The organism is Afipia carboxidovorans OM5, from assembly GCF_000218565.1.
Lineage (GTDB): Bacteria > Pseudomonadota > Alphaproteobacteria > Rhizobiales > Xanthobacteraceae > Afipia > Afipia carboxidovorans.
Genome location: NC_015685.1, coordinates 12,848 through 32,964, shown reverse-complemented (window position 1 = coordinate 32,964; position 20,117 = coordinate 12,848). Strand labels below are relative to the sequence as shown.

Here is a 20,117-nt window from a genome sequence, read left to right as displayed (position 1 = left end):
ATCATCAAACCAAACAGGAGAATATCTATGTACTTCGTCGATAACCATCGCCGGGCCCAGCGTGCCGGAGTTCTCGCTGCCACGCTGCTCGGCGCGGCACTGACGCTGCAGGCCGGCGCCGCGTTCGCTCAGGGAGGCACGGGCATGTCGGACATGAATAGCATGAAGAACATGCAGAAGATGTCGCCGATGAGCGGTACGAAGGAGGTAAAGACCGCGACCGCCACCGGCACGGTCACGGCGCTCAACGCCGCGGACCACAAAATCACCTTCGATCACGGTCCGATTCCCGCCATCAACTGGCCAGCCATGAAGATGGAGTTCGCCGTTGCACCGTCCGTCGACCTCGCGAAGGTGAAGACGGGCGACAAGGTCAATTTCACCCTGAGCGGCTCCGGCGGCACCTATACTGTCCAGTCGATCATGCCGGCGCACTGACGGATTCGGCTGCGGTCGGGACGGATTGCGACCTGGCCGCTGCCAAGCGGGAGGTGCTTAACAAGGCACCTCCTTCACCACCACGCGGGACGTCCGCACTGATGAAAAGCCGATGTGCATGTCTTCACTCTGCCACTCAATGGTCGATCGACGAACGCTTTTACAGGCGGGTGCGGGCCTCGCCGCGGCCGGGATGTTTCCAGGCGCGGTGCGCGCGCAAACACCACGCGCCGAGTACAACCTCGTCGCGGCAATTGCGCGGTCACCAATCCTTGGCGAGAGGCGTCCCGGGACAGAGGTCTGGAGCTACAATGGCAGTCTTCCGGGACCGGAAATCCGCGTTCGGCAAGGAAAGCCTGTTCGCATCGCCGTGCGCAACGGCCTGTCGGAAGACACCACGGTCCATTGGCATGGCATACGGCTTCCCAACAACATGGATGGCGTACCGGGCTTGACGCAGCGTCCGATCGCTCCTGGCGAGACCTTCGCATACGAATTCACGCCGCCGGACGCCGGAACATTCTGGTATCATTCACACAGCAACAGCTTGCAGCAACTCGGGCGCGGATTGGCCGGGCCCCTCATTGTCGAAGAAGCGGAACCTTATCCGGTCGATCGCGATATCATCTGGATGCTTGCCGACTGGCGGCTCACCCCCGATGGGCAGATTGCACCCGGATTTGGCAACGCCATGGAGGCGGCCATGTCCGGTCGTGTCGGCAACACCGTTACGGTCAACGGCGCTATTTCGAACGGCGAACAAGTCCACGCCGGGGAGCGGATCCGCCTGCGGCTGATCAACGGTGCCCTTGCGCGCATCATGGCACTGCGATTCGAAGGCCATCAGCCGGTGATCATCGCCGTCGATGGCCAGCCGTGCGAACCGCATCAGCCCGCCGACGGCCGCGTCTTGCTGGGGCCGGCGATGCGCATCGACATCGTGCTTGATTTGCAGGGTGAGCCTGGACGTCGTTATGTCGTCCGCGACGATTTCTACGAGGATCTCGCCTATACGGTCACCCATCTCAACTACAACGCAACGTCGCCTACGCGCGCAATACGCGACGATAGTTTCGCCCCGCTTCCTGGCAATCCTTTACAAGAACCCGATCTTACCCGCGCCGAACGGCATCAGATCAACTTGCAAGGCGGGATGATGGGCGGCGGCATGATGAGTGGAATGGGTGGGATGTCTGATATGGCTCATGATGCCAGCTGGAGCATCAACGGTCATTCCATGACCGGGGACGGCCACGCCAACATGCCCCCGCTCCTGACCTTGCCCCGGGGTAGTAACATCATGTTGACGATGCATAACCAGACCGCGTGGTGGCATCCGATGCACCTGCACGGTTACAGCTTCAAACTGCTGAGCCGGAATGGCGTTTCTGTTCCATATAACCAACGGGGAGATACCGTTCTCCTCGCCCCAAAAGACGCCGTTGACGTCGCCTTTGTCGCCGACAATCCCGGCGAGTGGATGCTGCATTGTCACATCACGGATCATCAGGTGTCGGGAATGTCGTCCGTCCTGCAGGTGAGATGAAGTACCGAAGAAGGAGAACGACCATGAACAGACGCACTTTCTGCCTAGCAACTGCCGTAGCGCTGGTCGGGTTGCCGCTCGCAGCGCATGCCGAGACACTCCACGCCACCTTGTACAAAAATCCCCAATGCAGTTGTTGCGAGGGCTACGCCGCTTACCTCCGTAACAATGGATTTGAGGTCGACGTCAAGGCCACCAACGACCTGGCGCAAATCAGCCTCAAAACCGGAGTGCCGGCGAACCTGCAGGGGTGTCATACCATGTTCATCGATGGCTACGTCGTTGACGGACATGTACCGGTCAAGACGCTTCGGAAACTGCTGACCGAAAAGCCCGCCATCGCCGGCATCACGCTGCCGGGGATGCCGACAGGATCTCCCGGCATGGTGGGCAAGAAGAAAGGACCGTTTACGATATATGCGATCACCAAAGACCGGACGGCGCCAACGGTTTATGCAACCGAATGAGCAAAGGGAGTTACAATCAACACTTCTGGACTGTCTGTCGTCAGATAATTTGAGACTGATCTGGGGTTCGAGAAGGAAGGCTCTGGCTCATCAGGGTTAGAGTTTAGGCGGTCTGCGGCCGATCCTGCAAGCGACGGTTTGCGATTTGCTACGCTTGATCCGTTGACGCTCGGCGCAGATCATCTCCGCTCTGCCGAAGTACACCTCCGCTGACGTGAGATTGTCGATGCTCTCGTGATAGCGATACGGAGCGCCGCGGACATGCTCCATACCTTTGTCTTCGAGGCAACAGCCAGATCGTCCGCCAGGTAACTCGATTCACTGTCGTTTAGAAGCCTCGCCGGTGCGCGACGGTGATCCGACCAAGACCGGAAGCCGCGAGTGTCTGGTCGAGCGTGGAGGTGATGTCGGAGGCGTAGATCGTGGGACTGAGCCTCCAGGTCACGATGTAGCGCGAGAATTCGTACAGCACGGAGGAGAGAGTACCACCCCCAGCTGGTGATCTTGAGGTAGGTGAAGTTTGTCTCATCGACTGGCCTGCCATGGAGAATTCGCCGCAGCTCCGTCGATCGATCACGCCGACACCCTGACGCATGCGGCGGAGGGAATCGAATCGCAACGGATCCTGGCCACCCCACCAAGCGGGGGTAGCGACAATTGCACGAGTTCAAGAGCGACGCTCGGAGCTGGAAAGCCTAAAAGGTGAATATTTGGCAAATGACTACCTGAACAGGCGTGCCTTCAATTCAACCTTTCAGAAATGCCTGTCGGTTAAGGTTTCAGCGGCGCTCGGTCATCGCCTTTCCGACGAGAAAGGTCGGAGACCCGCTTCCGATCCGGTCTCCTAGCCTCGCTCGGTCCCCGTAGATTCATACCGTTGGCGCGTACCTTGCTGATGATTGAAGCGGCAGTTCATGTCGTAACGATCCGGCACATCACGCCGCTCAAATAGGTGGGAAGATGGCACTAACCCGTGTCGGAGACATTCTTGACCCGAAACAGAACAACTTTACCCTCCTACGTCTCCTGGCCGCCTCGGCCGTGGTCATTTCTCATGCAGTCTTCTTACACTCTGGTCACAAGGCCGACGAAATCCTTTCCAGCATCACCTACTTCAATCTGGGTGATCACGCCGTAAATGTGTTTTTCGTTCTGTCCGGCCTAACGGTTGCCGGAAGCCTCGCCAAATCGCCCTCCATCACTGAGTTTATGGTTGCGCGCGGCCTCAGAATATTTCCTGCACTCGCGGCCTGCGCACTGCTCCTGGTCCTCGTAGGAGCGATTGTTACGACTTGCACACCGACGCAATTTCTTTCGGACACCCGTGTTTGGCGATACGGCATGAGCACCCTGCTTCTAGGTTCCGCGGCCACAGGTTTGCCCGGCGTATTCGGCGAAAACCCTCATCCTTCCGTCATGAATGCGTCGATCTGGACACTGAAGTATGAAGCCGCGTGCTATGTGTTGCTCGCATTTGTTGGATGGCTTGGGTTTGTAACCGAACGTCGGTTTGCTTGGCTGCTCGGCCTCTCGTGGATCATTGCGGGGGGAATTCTGTTCGTTCATTTCGGACACGACACAACCCCACTCGATCAGGCGGCGCGCTTCTGGTTGTGTTTTTCTCTCGGCGTCGGGTTTTACGTTTTCCGGCGCCAGATCGTTTTGTCTTCCTTCGGCGTGGCCGTAGTATCCGTTTTATTTTGGTTCACGATTGGATCTCCTCTCGAGCGCATCGTTTCCCTTTTTGCGACAGGGTACGCAATTGTCTGGCTTGGCAAGCTGCCCACCGGTCACCTGCGCGGTCTCGCCAATCGCATCGATCTTTCCTATGGCATTTACATATTCGGCTGGCCAATCACACAAACATTGATGTTAGTGCAACCAAGCATCAGCATTTGGTCTCTAACACTGCTTTCGCTTATGTTGGCCGTGGCTGTCGCACTTCCATCGTGGCTGTTAATTGAGCGGCCTGCCATTCGCGCGCGCAAAGTCATCTCGAACTTGATTGAAGCGCGCATTGACCGTCTGCGTCAGCGATTGAAATCAAAACCCACGCATGAGATGGCACAACATACAAGATCGATGCAGCCAATTACTGACAAGTAGCTCAGCTTAGTTTTTGAAAGCTCGCACCACTTCACCCGACGGTGCGCACGCCTTCGAATTCCATGTAGGCACGTCGACCGTCCGGCCCGAACAGAATGACAGCATATCGTTCGGGCGTGCCACCCTCCATGCCGGGCGACCCCATGGGCATTCCCGGAACCGCCACGCCTGTGGCAATGGGACGCTCCTTCAGCAAGCGCTGAATGGCCGGCGCCGGAACGTGTCCCTCAATGACGTACCCGCCCGCCTCGGCCGTATGACAGGCCACCAGATCGGCCGGGACGCCGAGACGTTTCCGGACATCCTGAAGATTTCTCTCTTCCCGAACCGTGACGTTAAATCCCGCCGCTTCCAGATGGCGCACCCAGCTCGAGCAGCAACCGCAACTCGGATCCTTGTGAACACGAATGACGGGGGTCTGATCAGCCTCGGAAACCGTTGGAGCGATCACCGCCGCCGCGACAATTCCGAGTGCGCTCCGCCGCGATACGTTACCAGCGTTCATCTTGAGCCTCCTTCCAAGCCGATCATCCCTTTGCGTGATTCCATTGTCGCTACCCGACGGCCGGCTGCATCGTGCCGAGGATGCTGACCGCCAGGAGAACCATCCATCCCAAGACCTGCTCTCCAAGCACATGATTGCGCAGCCTTGCGGACGACCTCGCCGATCCCTCGGCCGCATCCGCTCGAATCCTGCCCATCGACGGAACGAGCCAGAACCGATTCGCGAGCGCGAGCGCGAGCATTCCACCGAACAGGGCAAGCTTTCCGAGAAGGATTTGGCCGTACGGCGTGTTCAATAACCCGGACAGCGATCCGACGAGGAACCAGCCGTTGACGAGGCCCGATCCGATCAACGCGGCGACCGCGAGATATCCCATGCCGGAGAACCGGATCAGAATTCGATCGATGTCCTTCGATCCGACGTTCAGGTCCGTTCCGAGATAGCGATGCAGGATCAATGCCAATGGAATGAGGCCGCCGAGCCAGGCTCCGGCGGCAAGAAGATGTACGGCATCGGCAACGACGTGCATGACGCCGACCCAGCCTTCCTCAATCTGGGCGTGACCCGTTCCGGCCAACGACGCTAAAAGGATTGCGGCCATGAGCGGCGTCATCCAATTCTGGTGATGCGCCGCCACCTTTGAACGGAGACCCCATGCCGCCACGCCAACCGTGAGGACCGCAAGGAGCATGCGCAGCGTCCAAACGGTACCGAAATCCGTGTCATGGACGACCGCCCACGTCGTCTCCGCATCGACGAGATCGGTCATGCTGCCGCTCATGTTCGCGGCCGCAAACGCAAACCAGCATAGGCCGCTGAACAGCACCGCAACGGCGGTCCAGAAAAGCCAACGTTGCCGCCAGCGGCCCAAGACGTCCGGTTCGGCTCCCGCGTATGCATAGAGCGGAAACAACGATATCCCCGCGAGGGCCGTTGTCGCCAGATAGTGCAGGAACCGCGCGACGATCAGTCCAAACTCGATCATCAGCGGGTCACGCTGAACGAATAGGTCCCCTTGACGCGATGGGTATCGTCCGAGACGGCGTGCCAATCGACCTTGTACTCGCCGGGAGACAATTCCTCCTTCACTGGAACTAACAATCGCTTCTTGTCGGCCGGATCAACGGAAGACTTTCCGGTCGCAATCGCCCGACCCGCCTGGTCCTTGATTTCGATTCCCGAGAATTTCGGTATCACCGCTTCATTGAAGGTGATCCTGATTTGCTTGGGCGAAGACGTCGCCGCGCCTGCGGCAGGTTCGGAGGTCTTGAGTTGCGGATGAGCGAGGGCTGCTCCGCTTGAAAAGATTGCTGCGGTCAATGCAATGACGATCGTTGAAGTCTTGGACATTTGTTTTCCTGTTTGCGGTGAAGCGGAAGCTCATTTCACGTCGAGGACGAGCATTAGGCCTCCGCCGCCCTGCTGCTCGACATTGTTGTTCGCCGTGTGATGCGGGATGTGGCAATGCACCAGCCATTTTCCCGGCTTGCGGGCGGTCCAGACGACGTCGTAACGCTGGCCCGGACCGAGGTTGACGGTGTCCGCCTGATACCGAGCGCTTTGGTTCAACGTCACGCCATCGACGGCCACGACTTCGAAAGGCCCACCATGGACATGCATCGGGTGCACGAAATTGTTGTTGGTGCCGATGAATCGCAGTTTGATCGTCTGGCCGACCTTCATGGCGACGGTGTCGGTGGACGGATATGCCTTGCCGTTGATGGTGAAGTAGTTGGGCAAGGCTCCCTCCATCAGCATGGCCGGATAGGTCAGCCACTCGCGTTTCAACCATTCCTGCAGCTGGATCGTATAGTCGAAGTCGGCCTTGACTTCCGCGCCGGGATCCTTGGGCGCGATCAACAGCGCACCGTAGAGTCCAAGCGCCTGCTGGCGATCCGGATGGTCGTGGCTGTGATAGAAATACGTACCGCTCTGCCCGACGGTGAATTCGTAAGTGTACGATCCGCCTGGCGGCACCGGCTTCTGGGTGATTTTCGCCGGGCCGTCCATTTCGTTCGGAAGGATCAGCCCGTGCCAATGAACGGTCGTGGTTTCCGGAAGCGCGTTATGGAAGTTGATGCGGACGTGATCACCCTCGGTCATTTGAAGTCGCGGTCCGGGCACCTGGCGATTGTAGGCATAAGCCTCGACCGCGACGTCTGGCAGAATGTTCCATTGGATGATGGAAGCTTCGATATCGAATACCTTGACCCCGTCTTCGATGCGCGGTTCGAGCACACGATCGCCCCTTGCATCGGGCGGCGCTTTGTAGAGGACCTGTCTCGGCTTGACCGCCGCCATGTCCTTCATGGCCTCTCCCGGAAGATCGAAAGTGTTGATCATGCCCGGAGGCATGATGGCACCGTCGACGTCGCGGGCGCTCAGACTCAAGTTCACCGAAAATCCCGGCACCACCATTCCGGAGATCAGAAGAAACGAAGTCACCCCGGCCAACGCGACCAACTGCGGGACGGTGGCCTCGCCGCCCATCCGGTGATCGCTCCCACGCTGGATTCCGCCGCCATGATGTCCCGTATCACCGTGTCCATGCTGATGCGATTGCGAGGCCCCGGCGGCCTTGCCTCCGGTCCGCTCGGTCATTAGGCCGTGCTTGATCTTCTTCTTCACCATCCAGACGTTGAAGGGGTATGCCGTTGCAAACCCGACCATGACGCCGAGCGACATCACGCCCCAGAAGACCAATTCGAGCGGGTCCATGGCGCGCATGTCGCGGCCCATCATCAGAAAGCTCATCGTCGGCGCCATGCCCGCCATCATGGCGTTCATGCTGATGAATTCGGGCATGAAACTCTTGCGCACGTTCTCCCAATACGTTCCGCCCATCATCTTCTTCATAAACAAAGACTGGAAGATGAACAGACCGAACGAGAATCCGGCAACATACTCCACGATCAGGTCGATCCACATCGGAAGGCCCATGAGCGCCGTCACCGCCGCCGCGAGGATGATCCCCGTGGCGTCGCCGGCGACGCAATGGATGGTACTTCCGATCCCCTGCTTCCACAGCGGCGACGTGAATTGCTCGTGCTCACCGGGACGCGGCTCCTTGTCCGCCAGCACGTAGAGCAGCAGACCGAACGGCCCCATATAAAGCGTGACGAGGATGAATCCCCATTTCATCACTGTTGGTTCGGGATTCCCGTTGAATTGGTCGAACGCAACGTAAGCCGTGGAGGCAGTCGCGAGCACGAACCAGACGATCAGGAAGTAGTCATAAGGAAGGGCAATCATGAAGACCTCGTTCAAGCCCGGTCGCCGTGCATACTAATCCGCATCGATCGCAGGCTTATTACCGGTTGCCCTTTAAACGACTGAGACGTCGCATCGTTCTTCCCGACAACGGCGCCGACGCCGAAAAACGCGATAGTCCGTCGGTTCGTCATTCATTCTCCCCTTTCGACCCGATTGCGACGGGCGTGACCGATGCCTTGGGGGCGCGGGCATCAAGCGTGCGGGACCATGTCCGATAGAGCGCGACGGCCGTCATCAGCACCACGCCGCCAACGCTCACCCCGATCTGGGTGATCAGGCGGTCTGAATACATCTCCAGAATGAAATGCCCAACGAACGACAGGAAAATCCCTATGCAGAACACCTCCAGCGATCTCTGACCGCAAACGATGACTGGACGAGCCAGTTTTGAATCGAGACCTTTCCAGTCTCGCGGAACGAGGTGAACAACGAACACAGCAAGCGCCAGAAAATGAACGATCCTGTAGGGTGCAAGATTGGTTTTCTCACTGAGAACATCGAACACGGGCGACAATGCGGTCGATAGACCAAAGCGAGCACCGATCGTTACGACGAATGCGAAAACCACGAATGCCACGCTCGCAATCAGGACCGTTCGGGACCGGGCCAACGCCTGTGCCCGGGCGGCGCCTCCCAACGCCGCCCATGCCCCCATCGTGAACAGAAGCTGCCATGCCAGCGGATTGAAATACCACCCGCCGGACGGATGTGCAGGGAAATTCGAGCCAAAATGACGCGCCAGCACGTAGACCATGATCGACGCGGCCAGCGCCGCATCCGGAGCTCTCATCATCAGGATTAGAAACGGGGCAAAACCCGCCATCAGCACGATGTACAAGGGCAGGACATCCAGATTGAGCGGCTTGAACTTGAGAAGGAGCCCTTGCGCGAGCGTTGCCACCGGTTGTTCGATCAGTCCGGCAACGTTGAACTCGTCCAGGAGGTGAGAATGTCCGTAGTTTTGCGCCACGTACCCGATGGCTACGGCGTAGAACACGAACAACAGAATATGCGCCACATAAAGTTGCCAGACCCGGCGGATCAGCAGGGCCGTCCCCGCGAGATATCCCTGTGCGACCATCTTGCGTGCGTAGATGAACGCGGCGGTGTAACCGGAAATAAACACGAAAACGTCCGCGGCATCGCTGAATCCGTAGTTTCGCGTGGTCACCCAGGCGACCGCATTGTTCGGGATGTGGTCCAGGAAGATCGCCCAGTTCGCCAGGCCGCGGAAAAAATCAAGCCGGAGGTCGCGCCTGGCGGGTGATGTTTCCTTTGCCATTGCTCTCTCCGTTACCGTCAGCACGGGCGGGTGGATTTGCATTGAACGATCATCCGGCATGGGAAGGCTCAATCGTGGCTCTTAGGACCTGCCGCGATTTCATTCTGTTTCGGCTCCGCTCCGGCGGAGCGAACGAACCGAACGATGCCGTCTCAAGGCTCATCACAAATTCAATCTGAAAAGGAGACTTCCGCCGACATGAGGAAGTTCCGGATGCCACGGTATCTTTGCTCTGCGGACGCTTCGGAAGCCGAGCGCGCGGTAGAAGGCGATGGCGCGCGCGTTGTCGGCCCAGACGTGAAGCGTGATCGACCGAAAACCTTGTAGCTTCGCCTCCGCGATGACGGCTTCGACCAGACGAATGCCGACGCCTTTCCGGCGCCAGGCCGGATCCACAGCGATATTGTTGAGCAAATAGCTTCGCGGATCGTTCAATCGGGTCCGCGCTTCCAAATATTCCTCGCGCGCCGTCGGTTTGGTGTGGCGCTGTTCATTCTCAATGGCACGCGCCGGAAATGCATTCGCAAGGCCAACTAGTTTGCCATTGGATTCGGCCGCGAAACAGTTTTGGTATGAAAAGAGACCGGTCGCGGTTGCGATCATCTCGCGATAGATCGCCCGGGCATCCGCCGTTGGATCGATCCCCCTCGCAATGAACGCCAGCGTCTCTCCTCCGGCGATATCCGCCAGGATGGCAAGTGCTTCGCTATCGGCCGCTTGCGCCTTCCGGACCACGAAACTGGAAACGTCCCCTGCCCCGCAACCTTCGACGGTGCCTTCGTTGAACGAACCTGCATTCAGTTCGCGCCGGATGTCGCCCTCAATCATCGGCAAATCCATCGCGCGGACTGCAATCGGTCTTCCCAGATTGGGCTTCGCGTGCCGAAAACGTTGTAGCCGACCCAACGATATCGCTTCACCCGATCCAATACCGCCGGGCCGTCGATCCGAACGAAACGCCAAGCGGCGGGGTCGAAGATGTAGAGGCTCAACGCCGCGTCTTTCATCAAATGACGAGAGACACCGTGGGTCGGATCCGATCCGTGATCCTCACAGATCAAAAGCGAATTGCCGGACAAACAGGCCTTGGCGCCTTCGATGGCTTCAATCTCGACGCCTTCGACATCCAGTTTGATGACCATCGGTGCTTGTGCATCGAGGTCGTCCTTAAGAAGACCGTCGAGCGAAACGCGTCTCACCGCTCCAGAATCGTCATCCTTGACCGCATAAGTCGAGAACGCCTCGTGTCGTCGTCCCGCGACACGCACGAAACCGCCGGTTCGGCCGCCGATGGCTGCGTTCATGCAGCGATACCGGTTGCCGTTCAATCCGGCGTTCAACGCGAGCCGCGCGGCGTTGCCGGGCGAGGCTTCGATCGCCAGGGCGGTCTGGCGGCCGAACGGCGCGCTCGATGCGAGAACCGACCAGTAGCCGAAATTGGCCCCGCAATCGACGAAGGTGTATTTGATGTCGGCGACGCTTCTCAGAAACGTCTCGATCTCTTCTTCGTAGTCATAGCGGCTGTTGAGGATTCGGCTCCAGTACCGATCACAAAACGGTATCGCAAATTGAGCGTCGGGATTCAATCGAACGACGATATCGCGTTGCGCGACGGCGCAGGAGACCATGTCGCAGCCCCATCCGTAGCCACGGTGTCCGAAGGGCTGCGTCACGACGGAGCCGACCTGCAGTGCGTAGACCGCCATTTGGTCGACCAGGCCCGCCCCGCTCAGCCTACCGCTCTGACGGTCGTAGAAAAACTCGGCATCGGCCGCATCGTTACGACGCAACGATCCCTCCATCCGAAACTCCTGCGCGCTACCTTTCTCGACGCCATCGAACGAGAATGTCCGACGGCGTCGAAAATCCGGGTGCTATTTCTGCTTTTCGATCTTGGTGACGGTGATGCCAGCCGTTGCCCGTTCGGCCTGGAATTGCACCTTGTCGCCGACCTTGACCTGTTTGAGCATCGCCGGATCCTGGACGCGGAACACCATCGTCATGCCCTCGTCCATGTCGAGGTTCTTGATCGGGCCGTGCTTCAAGGTGATCTTGCCAGCGGCCTCGTCGATCTTCTTGACCTCGCCCTTCGCCATATCGGCCTGCGCAATGGCAGCGGCAGACCACAAGGCGAAGGCGATTGCGAAAATTCCCGCCATAAAGTTGCGTGTCTTCATTTTCACTCCTCTTCAGTTACTGCGCCTTCCCTCGGAAGGCCTTCTTTCACGCTGCCAGCGCTGGATTCTGTTGCGCGCGTCGCGGAGGGCAAACAGTCCTCCCACAACCACGCGCGCGGTCACATCGGGGCAGTAGTGAAATTCCCGGACCGCAAGCAGAACGCCTCGTTTGCCCGCGAGTCCCTTTTTGAATTGCCGAATTCCCGGATCACCGGGACCGCCGAGTTCGTACCAACGCACCTTCGCGTTCTCCCGCAGCCAGCGCATAACGTGCCATTGCAGGACGTATCCGGCGTTCAGCGCCGTCGCCTCGTCGCTCGTCGCTCCGAAAACGTAATAGGCGAGATCGCCCACCACGCTGAAGGCGATGCCGCCGATCGGCCTTCCCTCATGATGTGCCAAGGCGATGCGCATCTTCATTCGTTCCGGAAGCTCCATCAGGTTCGGAATAGATGCAGGCAGATCGACGCCAGGATAGTTCAGGTTTTTGCGCCGAACCATCTCGGCATAGATGTCCTGAAACGTCTTGACGTCGGCCGGAGCGTCGCCGATGCGAACGTCGAGACCATGCGCAAGACCTTTGCGGAGATTGTAGCGCCATCGCTGATCCAGGCTCTTCTGCTGCTCAGCCTCGGCGAGCGATGCGTCGACGAAGTAGCGGTCAAGCATCGAGGACGCGGAGCCCGCGAGGCCCATCTCGGTCAGGATTTTCGCTTCGATCGGATAGAAGTCCGGATGCGGTCGCGGACGAAGGACGAGGTAAAGCTTTCGTCGTCGGCAGTATTCATCCACCAGCGCCGTCACCGCTGCCCGATAACGATCCGGGTCGGGAGTAACGTCGATGGGGCGCCAGAACGGCGCGAAGCGCACGAGCGCCATGCCGCGGCCGAGATAAGGCACGAGATAGAGACCGATCCGGGCGCCTGCGACGGGAGCGCTCTCGCGTCCCAGCAGAATATGGCTTGATCGCTCGCCCCGTTGTCCGGAGCCGTAGATCGCCGTCTGTTCGTAGTGGACATCGGCAAACGCGCCCATCGCTGTGTGCCAGCCGTCGTCCGGCACGCAGTCGATCTGGCGGTCGTCCATGGCACCAACTTGCATGGTAAATGTCATGAGTTCACTTGACGATGACCGTGCCGATCATTCCGGCTTCGCGGTGGCCGGGGATCAGACAGGAATATTCAAACGTGCCGCGCTTCGTGAACTTCCACACGATCTCGCCGGTCTTCTTCGGCGCCAGGCGCGTGCCGTTCGGATCATCGTGTTCCATGTCCGGGTTTTTCTTCATCGCTTCGGCGTGCTTGACGTTGTCGGCCGTGGTCGCGAGGATGAATTCGTGATCGAGTTCGCCGTTGTTGCGCAGGACAAACTTGATCTGCTCGTCCTTCCTGACCTCGACCTTGTCCGGCGTGAACGTCATCTTGCCGTCGGATTCACCCATCGTGACCTGCACGATCCGCGCAGGCTTCTTCGCATCGCCGGGTTCACCGGCGGAGAATGACTCGTCGTGGCTGTGCTCGGTCGGACCTGCGCCCGCCCATGCCGATGTGCAAATAGCGGTTGCGCTGATCACTGCGATTCCTACTTCGCGCCATTTCTTCATGTTTCGTCTCCTCGGGTTTGTTCGGACCAAATTTGAGGCTGATGCCTCGGGACCTTCGGCGGGGCTACATGCCCTTCATTCCCTTCATGTTCATTGGTTTCTTGGATTTCTTGTCTTCCGGCTTGTCCGTCGGCCTCGCGTCGCCTTGCCGGGGCGCTTGGCCGTTCGGGGCATCGACCTCGTAGGCGACGGTACCCGCGGGAAACTTGTACGGACCGGGATCGCTGTAGTCGTCGCGCGCCATGCCTTCGCGGATCTTCATCACCGTGAACATTCCGCCCATTTCGATCGGCCCGAATTGTCCGGTACCAGTCATCATCGGCAGCGTGTTGTCCGGCGCGGGCATTTCCATTTCGCCCATCGCCATGCCGGTCGAACCCATCACCATCGCGTCCGGAGCGAGTTTGCCGACCGCTTTCGCCAAATCCTTTTTCGACACACCGATCAAATTGCGCACGTCGTGCCCCATGGCATTCATGGTGTGGTGCGATTTATGGCAATGGAACGCCCAGTCGCCGGGATTGTCGGCGATGACGTCGAAGGCGCGGATGGCCCCGACCGGGACATCAATCGTCGTTTCGGGCCACTGCGCGCTCTCCGGCACCCAGCCGCCGTCGGTGCAACTCACCCCGAAATGGTGCCCGTGCAGGTGGATCGGATGATTGGTCATGGTGAGATTGCCGATCCGCACCCGGACCTTGTCTCCGAGCCGCACGGGCAACGGGTCGATTCCCGGAAACACCCGGCTGTTCCAGGTCCACATGTTGAAGTCGGTCATCTCGTTGACCTTCGGCAGATAGGTACCGGGGTCGATCAGGTACGTGCTCATGACGAAGACGAAGTCGCGATCGACCGGACGGAAGGATGGGTCGCGCGGATGCACCACGAACATCCCCATCATCCCCATCGCCATCTGCACCATTTCGTCGGAGTGCGGGTGGTACATGAATGTACCGCTGTGCTTCAGCTCGAACTCGTAGACGAAGGTCTTGCCCGGCGGGATGTGCGGCTGCGTGAGGCCGCCGACCCCGTCCATGCCACTGGGCAGGATCATGCCGTGCCAATGCACCGTCGTATGCTCAGGCAACTTGTTGGTGACGAAGATGCGGACCTTGTCGCCTTCAACCGCTTCGATCGTCGGTCCCGGGGATTGTCCGTTGTAGCCCCACAGGTTTGCCTTCATGCCTTCGGCGAACTCCCGCACCACGGGCTCGGCGACGAGATGAAATTCCTTCCAGTCGCCGTTCATCCGCCAAGGCAGCGACCAGCCGTTGAGGGTGACGACCGGGCGATAGTCCGGACCGCTGGTCGGATGCAGCGGCGGCTGCATCGTCACCTTGTCCATCATCGGCGCTTCCGGAATGTTCGCCGCCTGCACACGGCCGCTGACGGCGCTGGCGCCGACCAGCGCGGCCGTTCCCAGAAATCCTCTTCGCGATAGCATGTTGGTCTCCATCAATGGCCTCCGCCGCCGCCAGCTTGGGCGGTCGTCGTCGGACGGGACTCCGTTGGCGTTTCTCCCGAGCCGCCGCCGTTGACGGCGGTCTGCAGATCGGATTGGGCGAGCCAGAAGCTGCGTTTGGCGTCGATTCCGGCGCGCATCGACACGATGCGCTGTCGTGCTTCGGTCAACAGTGCGAAGACGTCGACCTGCATGCTCGAGAAGCGCAGTTGCATTTCCTCAGTGATGATCTTCCGGAGCGGCAGCACCTCGCGCTCGTACTGCCGGGCGATCTCGTAGCTCGATCGATACGTCCGGTACGCGTCGCGTGCTTCCGAGCGTACGTTGATCGCCTTCTCGGTCAGGCGATTGAAGGCCTGGTTGTAGGTCTCGGCCGCTTGCCGCACCCGGACCTCGCCGCCATCGAAGATCGGGATCTGGAACTGGATGTCGAAGCCGCGTTCGCGAAACCGGGAGCCATCGGGGTCCTTCGTGGTCTTCGCAATGCCCGCGATATCGAGCAGCGTGACGAAACGGCTCGCTTCCGTGAGGTTGAGCGCCTTCGCCAGCGCCTCGAGTTCGATGCGAGCGATCTGAAGATCGATCCGGTGCGTCACCGCATCCACTTCGATCGACGGCAACGCAGAGGGCCGCCGTGGCAACTGCGGGAGCATGTTCGGAAGACGGAACGTGAGGTCGCCATCCCAAAGCCCCATCAATCGCGCGAGCCGTTCACGCGAACTGGTCGCCTCCTGACGCGCCGAAGCGAGGTCAGCCGTCATCTCCGCGTAGAACACTTGCTCGCGGGCCTGATCAAGCTTGTTGAGCGAACCGGTTTCACCCAGTTTCGAAGCCAGCTTGGCGGTCGCTTCCGCCGTGGACTTGGCGTCGGTCAGAAGGCCAACCATCTCGTTGGCGGCAACAGTACGGTAGTAGGATCGCCGCACATCGGACGCGAGCCTCAAGGTCTCCAATGCGGCCCGCAATTGCGCCTGATGGAATCGTTTTCGCGCGATCTCGGAGCGGAACGGCAACGTCGCCAACGCAAGAATGTCGCCGACGACCTGACGCTCGATTTCGACCGCGCCACCGCCCGCAATTCTCGAAATCGAAAAGGTCGGATTGGGCGGGAGGCTTTCCTGGACAAGGTCGGTTTCCGCCAACGCCAATTCATTGTAGGCGGCCTGCAAGCCACGATTGTTGAGCAGCGCGACCTGGACGGCGGTATCGACGTTGAGAGCCCGGCGCAGCAGTCGCTTGACGGCATCGTCCGCATGCTGGGCTTCATCCACGGAGCGGATCGCGACCACGTCCTTCTTGATCGTATGGCCGGCGATATCGGACACGACTCCCATTCCTCGATCCGGCGAGAACGTCGCACAACCGGAAAGAAGAAGGGAAACGGCGAGCGTCAGCGCCGGCCGATGACGTCGGAGGGGACTCTGATGTGACGGCACGCCATTGATGATTTTCATGACGTGCTCCTAATGCTCATGTCCGGATTTTGGTGACGGCGTGACGCTCTGGTTCTGCTCCTTCCAGCTGGAGGGCGTCGTCGGGCGAAGGCTGGCATAAGGGGCGATGGTCGACCGATAGCCGACGCCCGCAACCTTGGCCCCGGGATCAGCGGGGTCCGTGCCGACGAGCGGCGCAAGCGGGACCGCGCAGCCGCCCAAGGTCATGACCGCCAAAGCCACCCCTGCGAATGTCCCAAGTTTTTTTCTGAATATTCCGCGCACCACCCAACCAACGGTGGCGACAGTCGCCCCAATTTGCGCTGACATAAAAATCCCCTGAACTGACGATGGACCACGGGCGCACGTGCCCGGCACGGGCACGGCACCGCGTCATGCTGTGGTCAGGTCAGGAATTGGGGGGACGATAAAGCCGAGAGGGCGCGTTGTCCGCCAGCTTCCGATGGTTGTCGGATACGCGGACGGCGTTCGGCACGGGCGGCTTTGCCACCGTGACGAGGGTTGCGGGAAGCGCGGTGACGCACATCAGGCCACAGCACTTTCCATCCGCCGCATGCGGCGCTTTTACCGGACCGGCGTCGCTCTTCAGCGCAACCGGCTTCGCATCATGGTCCGCGGAGGAATCCGCGTGGACCTGGACGCCGGAATGATGATGGGCATGTCCATCCTTGTGGACGTGCATGGCGCCTTCATGATGGTCGTGGGCCATGCCCGGCACGTGATCCTCGTCGGTCAGGCAATAAGGCGTAGCCTGACTGCCGGGCAAGGCGAAGGACAGCGTCGGCGCCAACACGCAAAACAGATAAGCCAGGGCGACGAACCACCCTGCTCTCCGTCGTTGCGTTCTGGTAAGTCCGACCAACATCAATGCGTCAATGCTTTCGATTTGCCGCCCGAATTCGGAATCATAGTCGCGAATCTTCGTATCGCCAAGACGGAACCGGGACATTCATCGTTCCGCACGTCCCACCACTGCCATCAATTCCGCGATTTTGCGGCGCTGATCCGCCTTGTCGCCGCTCGCGATCGCGTGCTCGACGCAGTGGGCGACATGATCCTTCAAGACCTCCTCCTCGACGCGGCGCAGTGCGGCGCGAACGGCGGAGATCTGCGTTACGATATCGATGCAATAGCGGTCTTCCTCCACCATCCTGGCGAGGCCGCGCACCTGTCCCTCAATTCTGCTGAGGCGCTTCTGGCACGACGTCTTGATGTCTTTTCGCATCTGTCCTATATACCCCTACTGGGTATCGGTTACAAGCCTATGAGGAGACCTAGATGACCGGGGCGCGAAACGCAAGTTCCATGGGCCAGCCCATCCGTTCCTCGACGGCAACTCCGGGACATGAAACCGGATCGGCTTGCTGCGGCGGTCATGGCGGCCAGGCCCACGGCGATCATGAACATGATCAACCTCCTGCGGAAAGCGGTAAGGTTCTTGACCCGGTTTGCGGGATGACCGTCGACCCGGCAACGAGCAAGCACCGGTTCGATTACCAAGGTCGCACCTATCATTTCTGTTCGGCAAACTGTCGCACGAAGTTCGCGGCCGCCCCGGAAACCTACCTCGACAAGTCCAAGGCCGCGCCGAAAGAACCTGTTCCGGAAGGCACCGTTTACATATGCCCGATGCATCCGGAAATCAGGCAGATCGGTCCCGGCAGTTGCCCTATCTGCGGAATGGCTCTTGAGCCCGAAGTGGCAACGCTGGACGCCGCGCCGAATCCCGAACTGGCGGACATGACCCGGCGGTTCTGGATCGGCCTCGTACTCGCGCTGCCTGCGGTCGTCCTCGAGATGGGCGGCCATCTGGTCGGCAGCCACGGCTGGGTCGCCCCAACATTGTCGAACTGGATTCAACTCGTCTCGGCGACACCCGTCGTGATCTGGGCGGGTTGGCCGTTCTTCGTGCGCGGCTGGCAGTCGCTGGTGACCCGCAACCTCAACATGTTCACCCTGATTGCGATGGGGACCGGCGTCGCTTACGCCTACAGCGTCGTCGCGACCGTCGCCCCGCAGGTCTTTCCGCCCGCGTTTCGCAGCCATGATGGCGCCGTCGCCGTCTATTTCGAAGCGGCGGCGGTGATCACCGTCCTGGTGCTGTTGGGCCAGGTGCTCGAATTGCGTGCCCGCGAGGCAACGTCGGGCGCGATCAAGGCTCTGCTCGACCTCGCTCCGAAGACGGCGCGCCTCGTTGCGGAGGACGGCACCGACCACGAAGTCCCGCTCGACGGCCTGAACGTCGGCGACAGGCTGCGCGTCCGTCCCGGCGAAAAAGTCCCGGTCGACGGCGTCATTCTCGAAGGACGTTCATCGGTCGATGAATCCCTGGTGACCGGAGAGTCGATGCCCGTGACCAAGGAAACCGGTGCCAAGGTGATCGCCGGAACGCTCAATCAATCCGGAAGTTTCGTGATGCAGGCCGAAAAGGTCGGCCGCGATACGGTGTTGTCGCAGATCGTGCAGATGGTTGCGCAGGCCCAACGGTCGCGGGCGCCGATCCAGCGCCTCGCCGATCAGGTCGCGGGCTGGTTCGTGCCCGCGGTGATCGTGGCCGCGCTCGTCGCCTTCGTGGTCTGGGCCATGGTCGGCCCCGAACCTCGTCTGGCGTTTGGTCTCGTCGCGGCCGTCAGCGTTCTGATCATCGCCTGTCCCTGCGCCCTCGGTCTGGCGACCCCGATGTCGATCATGGTCGGCGTCGGGCGTGGCGCGCAGGTCGGTGTCCTGATCAAGAACGCCGAAGCGCTCGAACGCATGGAAAAGATCGATACGCTCGTCGTCGACAAGACGGGCACCCTGACCGAAGGCAAGCCAAAGGTCGTCTCCATCGTGACTTCTCCCGAATTCGGGGAGGACGATCTGTTGCGTTTCGCCGCGAGCGTCGAGCGCGCCAGCGAGCATCCGCTGGCCGACGCCATGGTTCGTGCCGCCAAGGAGCGCAATCTGGTGCTGGCGAACGTGGAGGAGTTCGACTCGCCGACGGGTAAGGGCGTGACGGGCAAGGTCGACAGCAACAATGTGCTGCTCGGCAATGTCGGCTACCTGCAGTCGCTCGGCGTCGAAACCCGATCGATGGAAGCGCAGGCCGAAGCGCTCCGCGGCGACGGTGCCACCGTGATCAATATCGCGGTCGACGGAAAGCTGGCGGGGCTCTTCGCCATCGCCGATCCCATCAAACCATCGACGCCCGATGCCTTGAGGGCGCTGGCCGCGGACGGCATCAAGGTCATCATGCTGACCGGAGACAACAGGACGACTGCCAATGCTGTCGCGAAGCGGCTCGGCATTTCGGAGGTCGAGGCGGAAGTTCTGCCCGACCAGAAGAGCGCGGTTGTAAGCAAGCTACAGAAGGCTGGCCGAATCGTCGCCATGGCGGGGGACGGCGTAAACGACGCCCCTGCCCTCGCTGCGGCCGAAGTCGGAATCGCAATGGGCACAGGGACCGACGTCGCGATGGAAAGTGCCGGGGTAACCCTGTTGAAGGGCGACCTCGGCGGCATCGTCCGCGCGCGCCTCCTGTCGGAAGCGACCATGGCCAACATCCGTCAGAACCTGTTCTTTGCCTTCATCTACAACGCCGCCGGAATACCGATCGCAGCGGGCGTGTTGTATCCGGTGTTCGGTCTACTACTGTCGCCGATCATTGCTGCAGCGGCGATGGCGCTGTCGTCGGTAAGCGTGGTCGGAAACGCGCTGCGCTTACGGGTGGTCAGATTCTGAACGTTTCAGACATTGCAAACATTGCAAAAACGTCTGACTCGACCGAGCCAGGTTCGCCTATTTCAAGGCAATCGAGCATACTGC

Annotated in this window: 20 protein-coding genes and 1 pseudogene; 5 read left to right on the top strand and 16 right to left on the bottom strand. The window is 60.1% G+C overall.

The window, feature by feature from the left end; translation table 11 throughout:
• Positions 1-27: 27 nt before the first annotated feature.
• The 3 genes from OCA5_RS17860 to OCA5_RS17850 all read left to right on the top strand — a co-directional run bounded on the left by OCA5_RS17860 (position 28) and on the right by OCA5_RS17850 (position 2,451).
• Positions 28-438, top strand: a complete 411-nt coding sequence (locus OCA5_RS17860; RefSeq protein ID WP_013913449.1) for a copper-binding protein — start codon at positions 28-30, stop codon at positions 436-438.
• Between the two features lie 118 nt (positions 439-556).
• A complete protein-coding gene (locus OCA5_RS17855; RefSeq protein ID WP_012564896.1) occupies positions 557-1,984 on the top strand; it encodes a multicopper oxidase family protein in 1,428 nt (475 codons plus the stop codon).
• A 23-nt stretch (positions 1,985-2,007) separates the two neighbouring features.
• Positions 2,008-2,451 (top strand): DUF411 domain-containing protein, encoded by a 444-nt coding sequence (locus OCA5_RS17850; protein ID WP_013913448.1) that lies wholly within the window; start codon positions 2,008-2,010, stop codon positions 2,449-2,451.
• Between the two features lie 103 nt (positions 2,452-2,554).
• Here the strand turns inward: OCA5_RS17850 and OCA5_RS19565 are convergent.
• Positions 2,555-2,978 (bottom strand): annotated as a pseudogene (locus tag OCA5_RS19565) (DDE-type integrase/transposase/recombinase); the annotation flags it as partial.
• A gap of 433 nt (positions 2,979-3,411) precedes the next feature.
• Here OCA5_RS19565 and OCA5_RS17840 point away from each other — a divergent pair.
• Positions 3,412-4,557, top strand: a complete 1,146-nt coding sequence (locus tag OCA5_RS17840) for an acyltransferase family protein (protein ID WP_013913446.1) — start codon at positions 3,412-3,414, stop codon at positions 4,555-4,557.
• 31 nt (positions 4,558-4,588) lie between these two features.
• Here the strand turns inward: OCA5_RS17840 and OCA5_RS17835 are convergent, their stop codons facing one another.
• The 15 genes from OCA5_RS17835 to OCA5_RS17765 all read right to left on the bottom strand — a co-directional run bounded on the left by OCA5_RS17835 (position 4,589) and on the right by OCA5_RS17765 (position 17,538).
• Entirely contained in the window at positions 4,589-5,062 is a 474-nt protein-coding gene (locus OCA5_RS17835; RefSeq protein ID WP_013913445.1) for a DUF411 domain-containing protein, read from the bottom strand.
• Between the two features lie 49 nt (positions 5,063-5,111).
• Positions 5,112-6,047: a copper homeostasis membrane protein CopD gene (copD, locus tag OCA5_RS17830; protein WP_013913444.1), complete on the bottom strand. Its 936-nt coding sequence runs from the start codon at positions 6,045-6,047 to the stop codon at positions 5,112-5,114.
• A complete protein-coding gene (gene copC, locus OCA5_RS17825; protein ID WP_013913443.1) occupies positions 6,047-6,412 on the bottom strand; it encodes a copper homeostasis periplasmic binding protein CopC in 366 nt (121 codons plus the stop codon). The genes copD and copC overlap by 1 nt, the downstream gene beginning before the upstream one ends.
• Positions 6,413-6,442: 30 nt before the next feature.
• Complete coding sequence (locus OCA5_RS17820; RefSeq protein WP_012564747.1) at positions 6,443-8,314, bottom strand: multicopper oxidase domain-containing protein; 1,872 nt, start codon at positions 8,312-8,314, stop codon at positions 6,443-6,445.
• A 148-nt stretch (positions 8,315-8,462) separates the two neighbouring features.
• Positions 8,463-9,617: an OpgC family protein gene (locus tag OCA5_RS17815; RefSeq protein WP_012564748.1), complete on the bottom strand. Its 1,155-nt coding sequence runs from the start codon at positions 9,615-9,617 to the stop codon at positions 8,463-8,465.
• Between the two features lie 162 nt (positions 9,618-9,779).
• The gene (locus OCA5_RS17810; RefSeq protein ID WP_244420553.1) at positions 9,780-10,457 is read right to left on the bottom strand and encodes a GNAT family N-acetyltransferase; all 678 of its coding nucleotides are present in this window, start codon (positions 10,455-10,457) and stop codon (positions 9,780-9,782) included.
• Positions 10,442-11,419: an FkbM family methyltransferase gene (locus OCA5_RS17805; RefSeq protein ID WP_013913441.1), complete on the bottom strand. Its 978-nt coding sequence runs from the start codon at positions 11,417-11,419 to the stop codon at positions 10,442-10,444. The genes OCA5_RS17810 and OCA5_RS17805 overlap by 16 nt, the downstream gene beginning before the upstream one ends.
• Positions 11,420-11,491: 72 nt before the next feature.
• Complete coding sequence (locus OCA5_RS17800; protein WP_013913440.1) at positions 11,492-11,794, bottom strand: copper-binding protein; 303 nt, start codon at positions 11,792-11,794, stop codon at positions 11,492-11,494.
• Positions 11,795-11,806: 12 nt separating this feature from the next.
• A complete protein-coding gene (locus OCA5_RS17795; RefSeq protein WP_244420552.1) occupies positions 11,807-12,895 on the bottom strand; it encodes a lipid II:glycine glycyltransferase FemX in 1,089 nt (362 codons plus the stop codon).
• Between the two features lie 16 nt (positions 12,896-12,911).
• Positions 12,912-13,397: a cupredoxin domain-containing protein gene (locus OCA5_RS17790; RefSeq protein ID WP_013913438.1), complete on the bottom strand. Its 486-nt coding sequence runs from the start codon at positions 13,395-13,397 to the stop codon at positions 12,912-12,914.
• A 64-nt stretch (positions 13,398-13,461) separates the two neighbouring features.
• Entirely contained in the window at positions 13,462-14,841 is a 1,380-nt protein-coding gene (locus OCA5_RS17785; protein ID WP_013912803.1) for a multicopper oxidase family protein, read from the bottom strand.
• A gap of 11 nt (positions 14,842-14,852) precedes the next feature.
• Positions 14,853-16,313: a TolC family protein gene (locus OCA5_RS17780; RefSeq protein ID WP_013913437.1), complete on the bottom strand. Its 1,461-nt coding sequence runs from the start codon at positions 16,311-16,313 to the stop codon at positions 14,853-14,855.
• 9 nt (positions 16,314-16,322) lie between these two features.
• Positions 16,323-16,622 carry a hypothetical protein gene (locus OCA5_RS17775; RefSeq protein WP_041559715.1) on the bottom strand — a complete coding sequence of 100 codons (300 nt, stop codon included), beginning with the start codon at positions 16,620-16,622 and terminating at the stop codon, positions 16,323-16,325.
• Between the two features lie 79 nt (positions 16,623-16,701).
• Entirely contained in the window at positions 16,702-17,178 is a 477-nt protein-coding gene (locus OCA5_RS17770) for a hypothetical protein (protein ID WP_013913435.1), read from the bottom strand.
• Positions 17,179-17,262: 84 nt separating this feature from the next.
• A complete protein-coding gene (locus tag OCA5_RS17765; RefSeq protein WP_012564758.1) occupies positions 17,263-17,538 on the bottom strand; it encodes a metal-sensitive transcriptional regulator in 276 nt (91 codons plus the stop codon).
• 53 nt (positions 17,539-17,591) lie between these two features.
• Between OCA5_RS17765 and OCA5_RS17760 the strand changes: the two genes are divergently transcribed.
• Complete coding sequence (locus OCA5_RS17760) at positions 17,592-20,033, top strand: heavy metal translocating P-type ATPase (protein WP_013913434.1); 2,442 nt, start codon at positions 17,592-17,594, stop codon at positions 20,031-20,033.
• Positions 20,034-20,117: the final 84 nt, after the last annotated feature.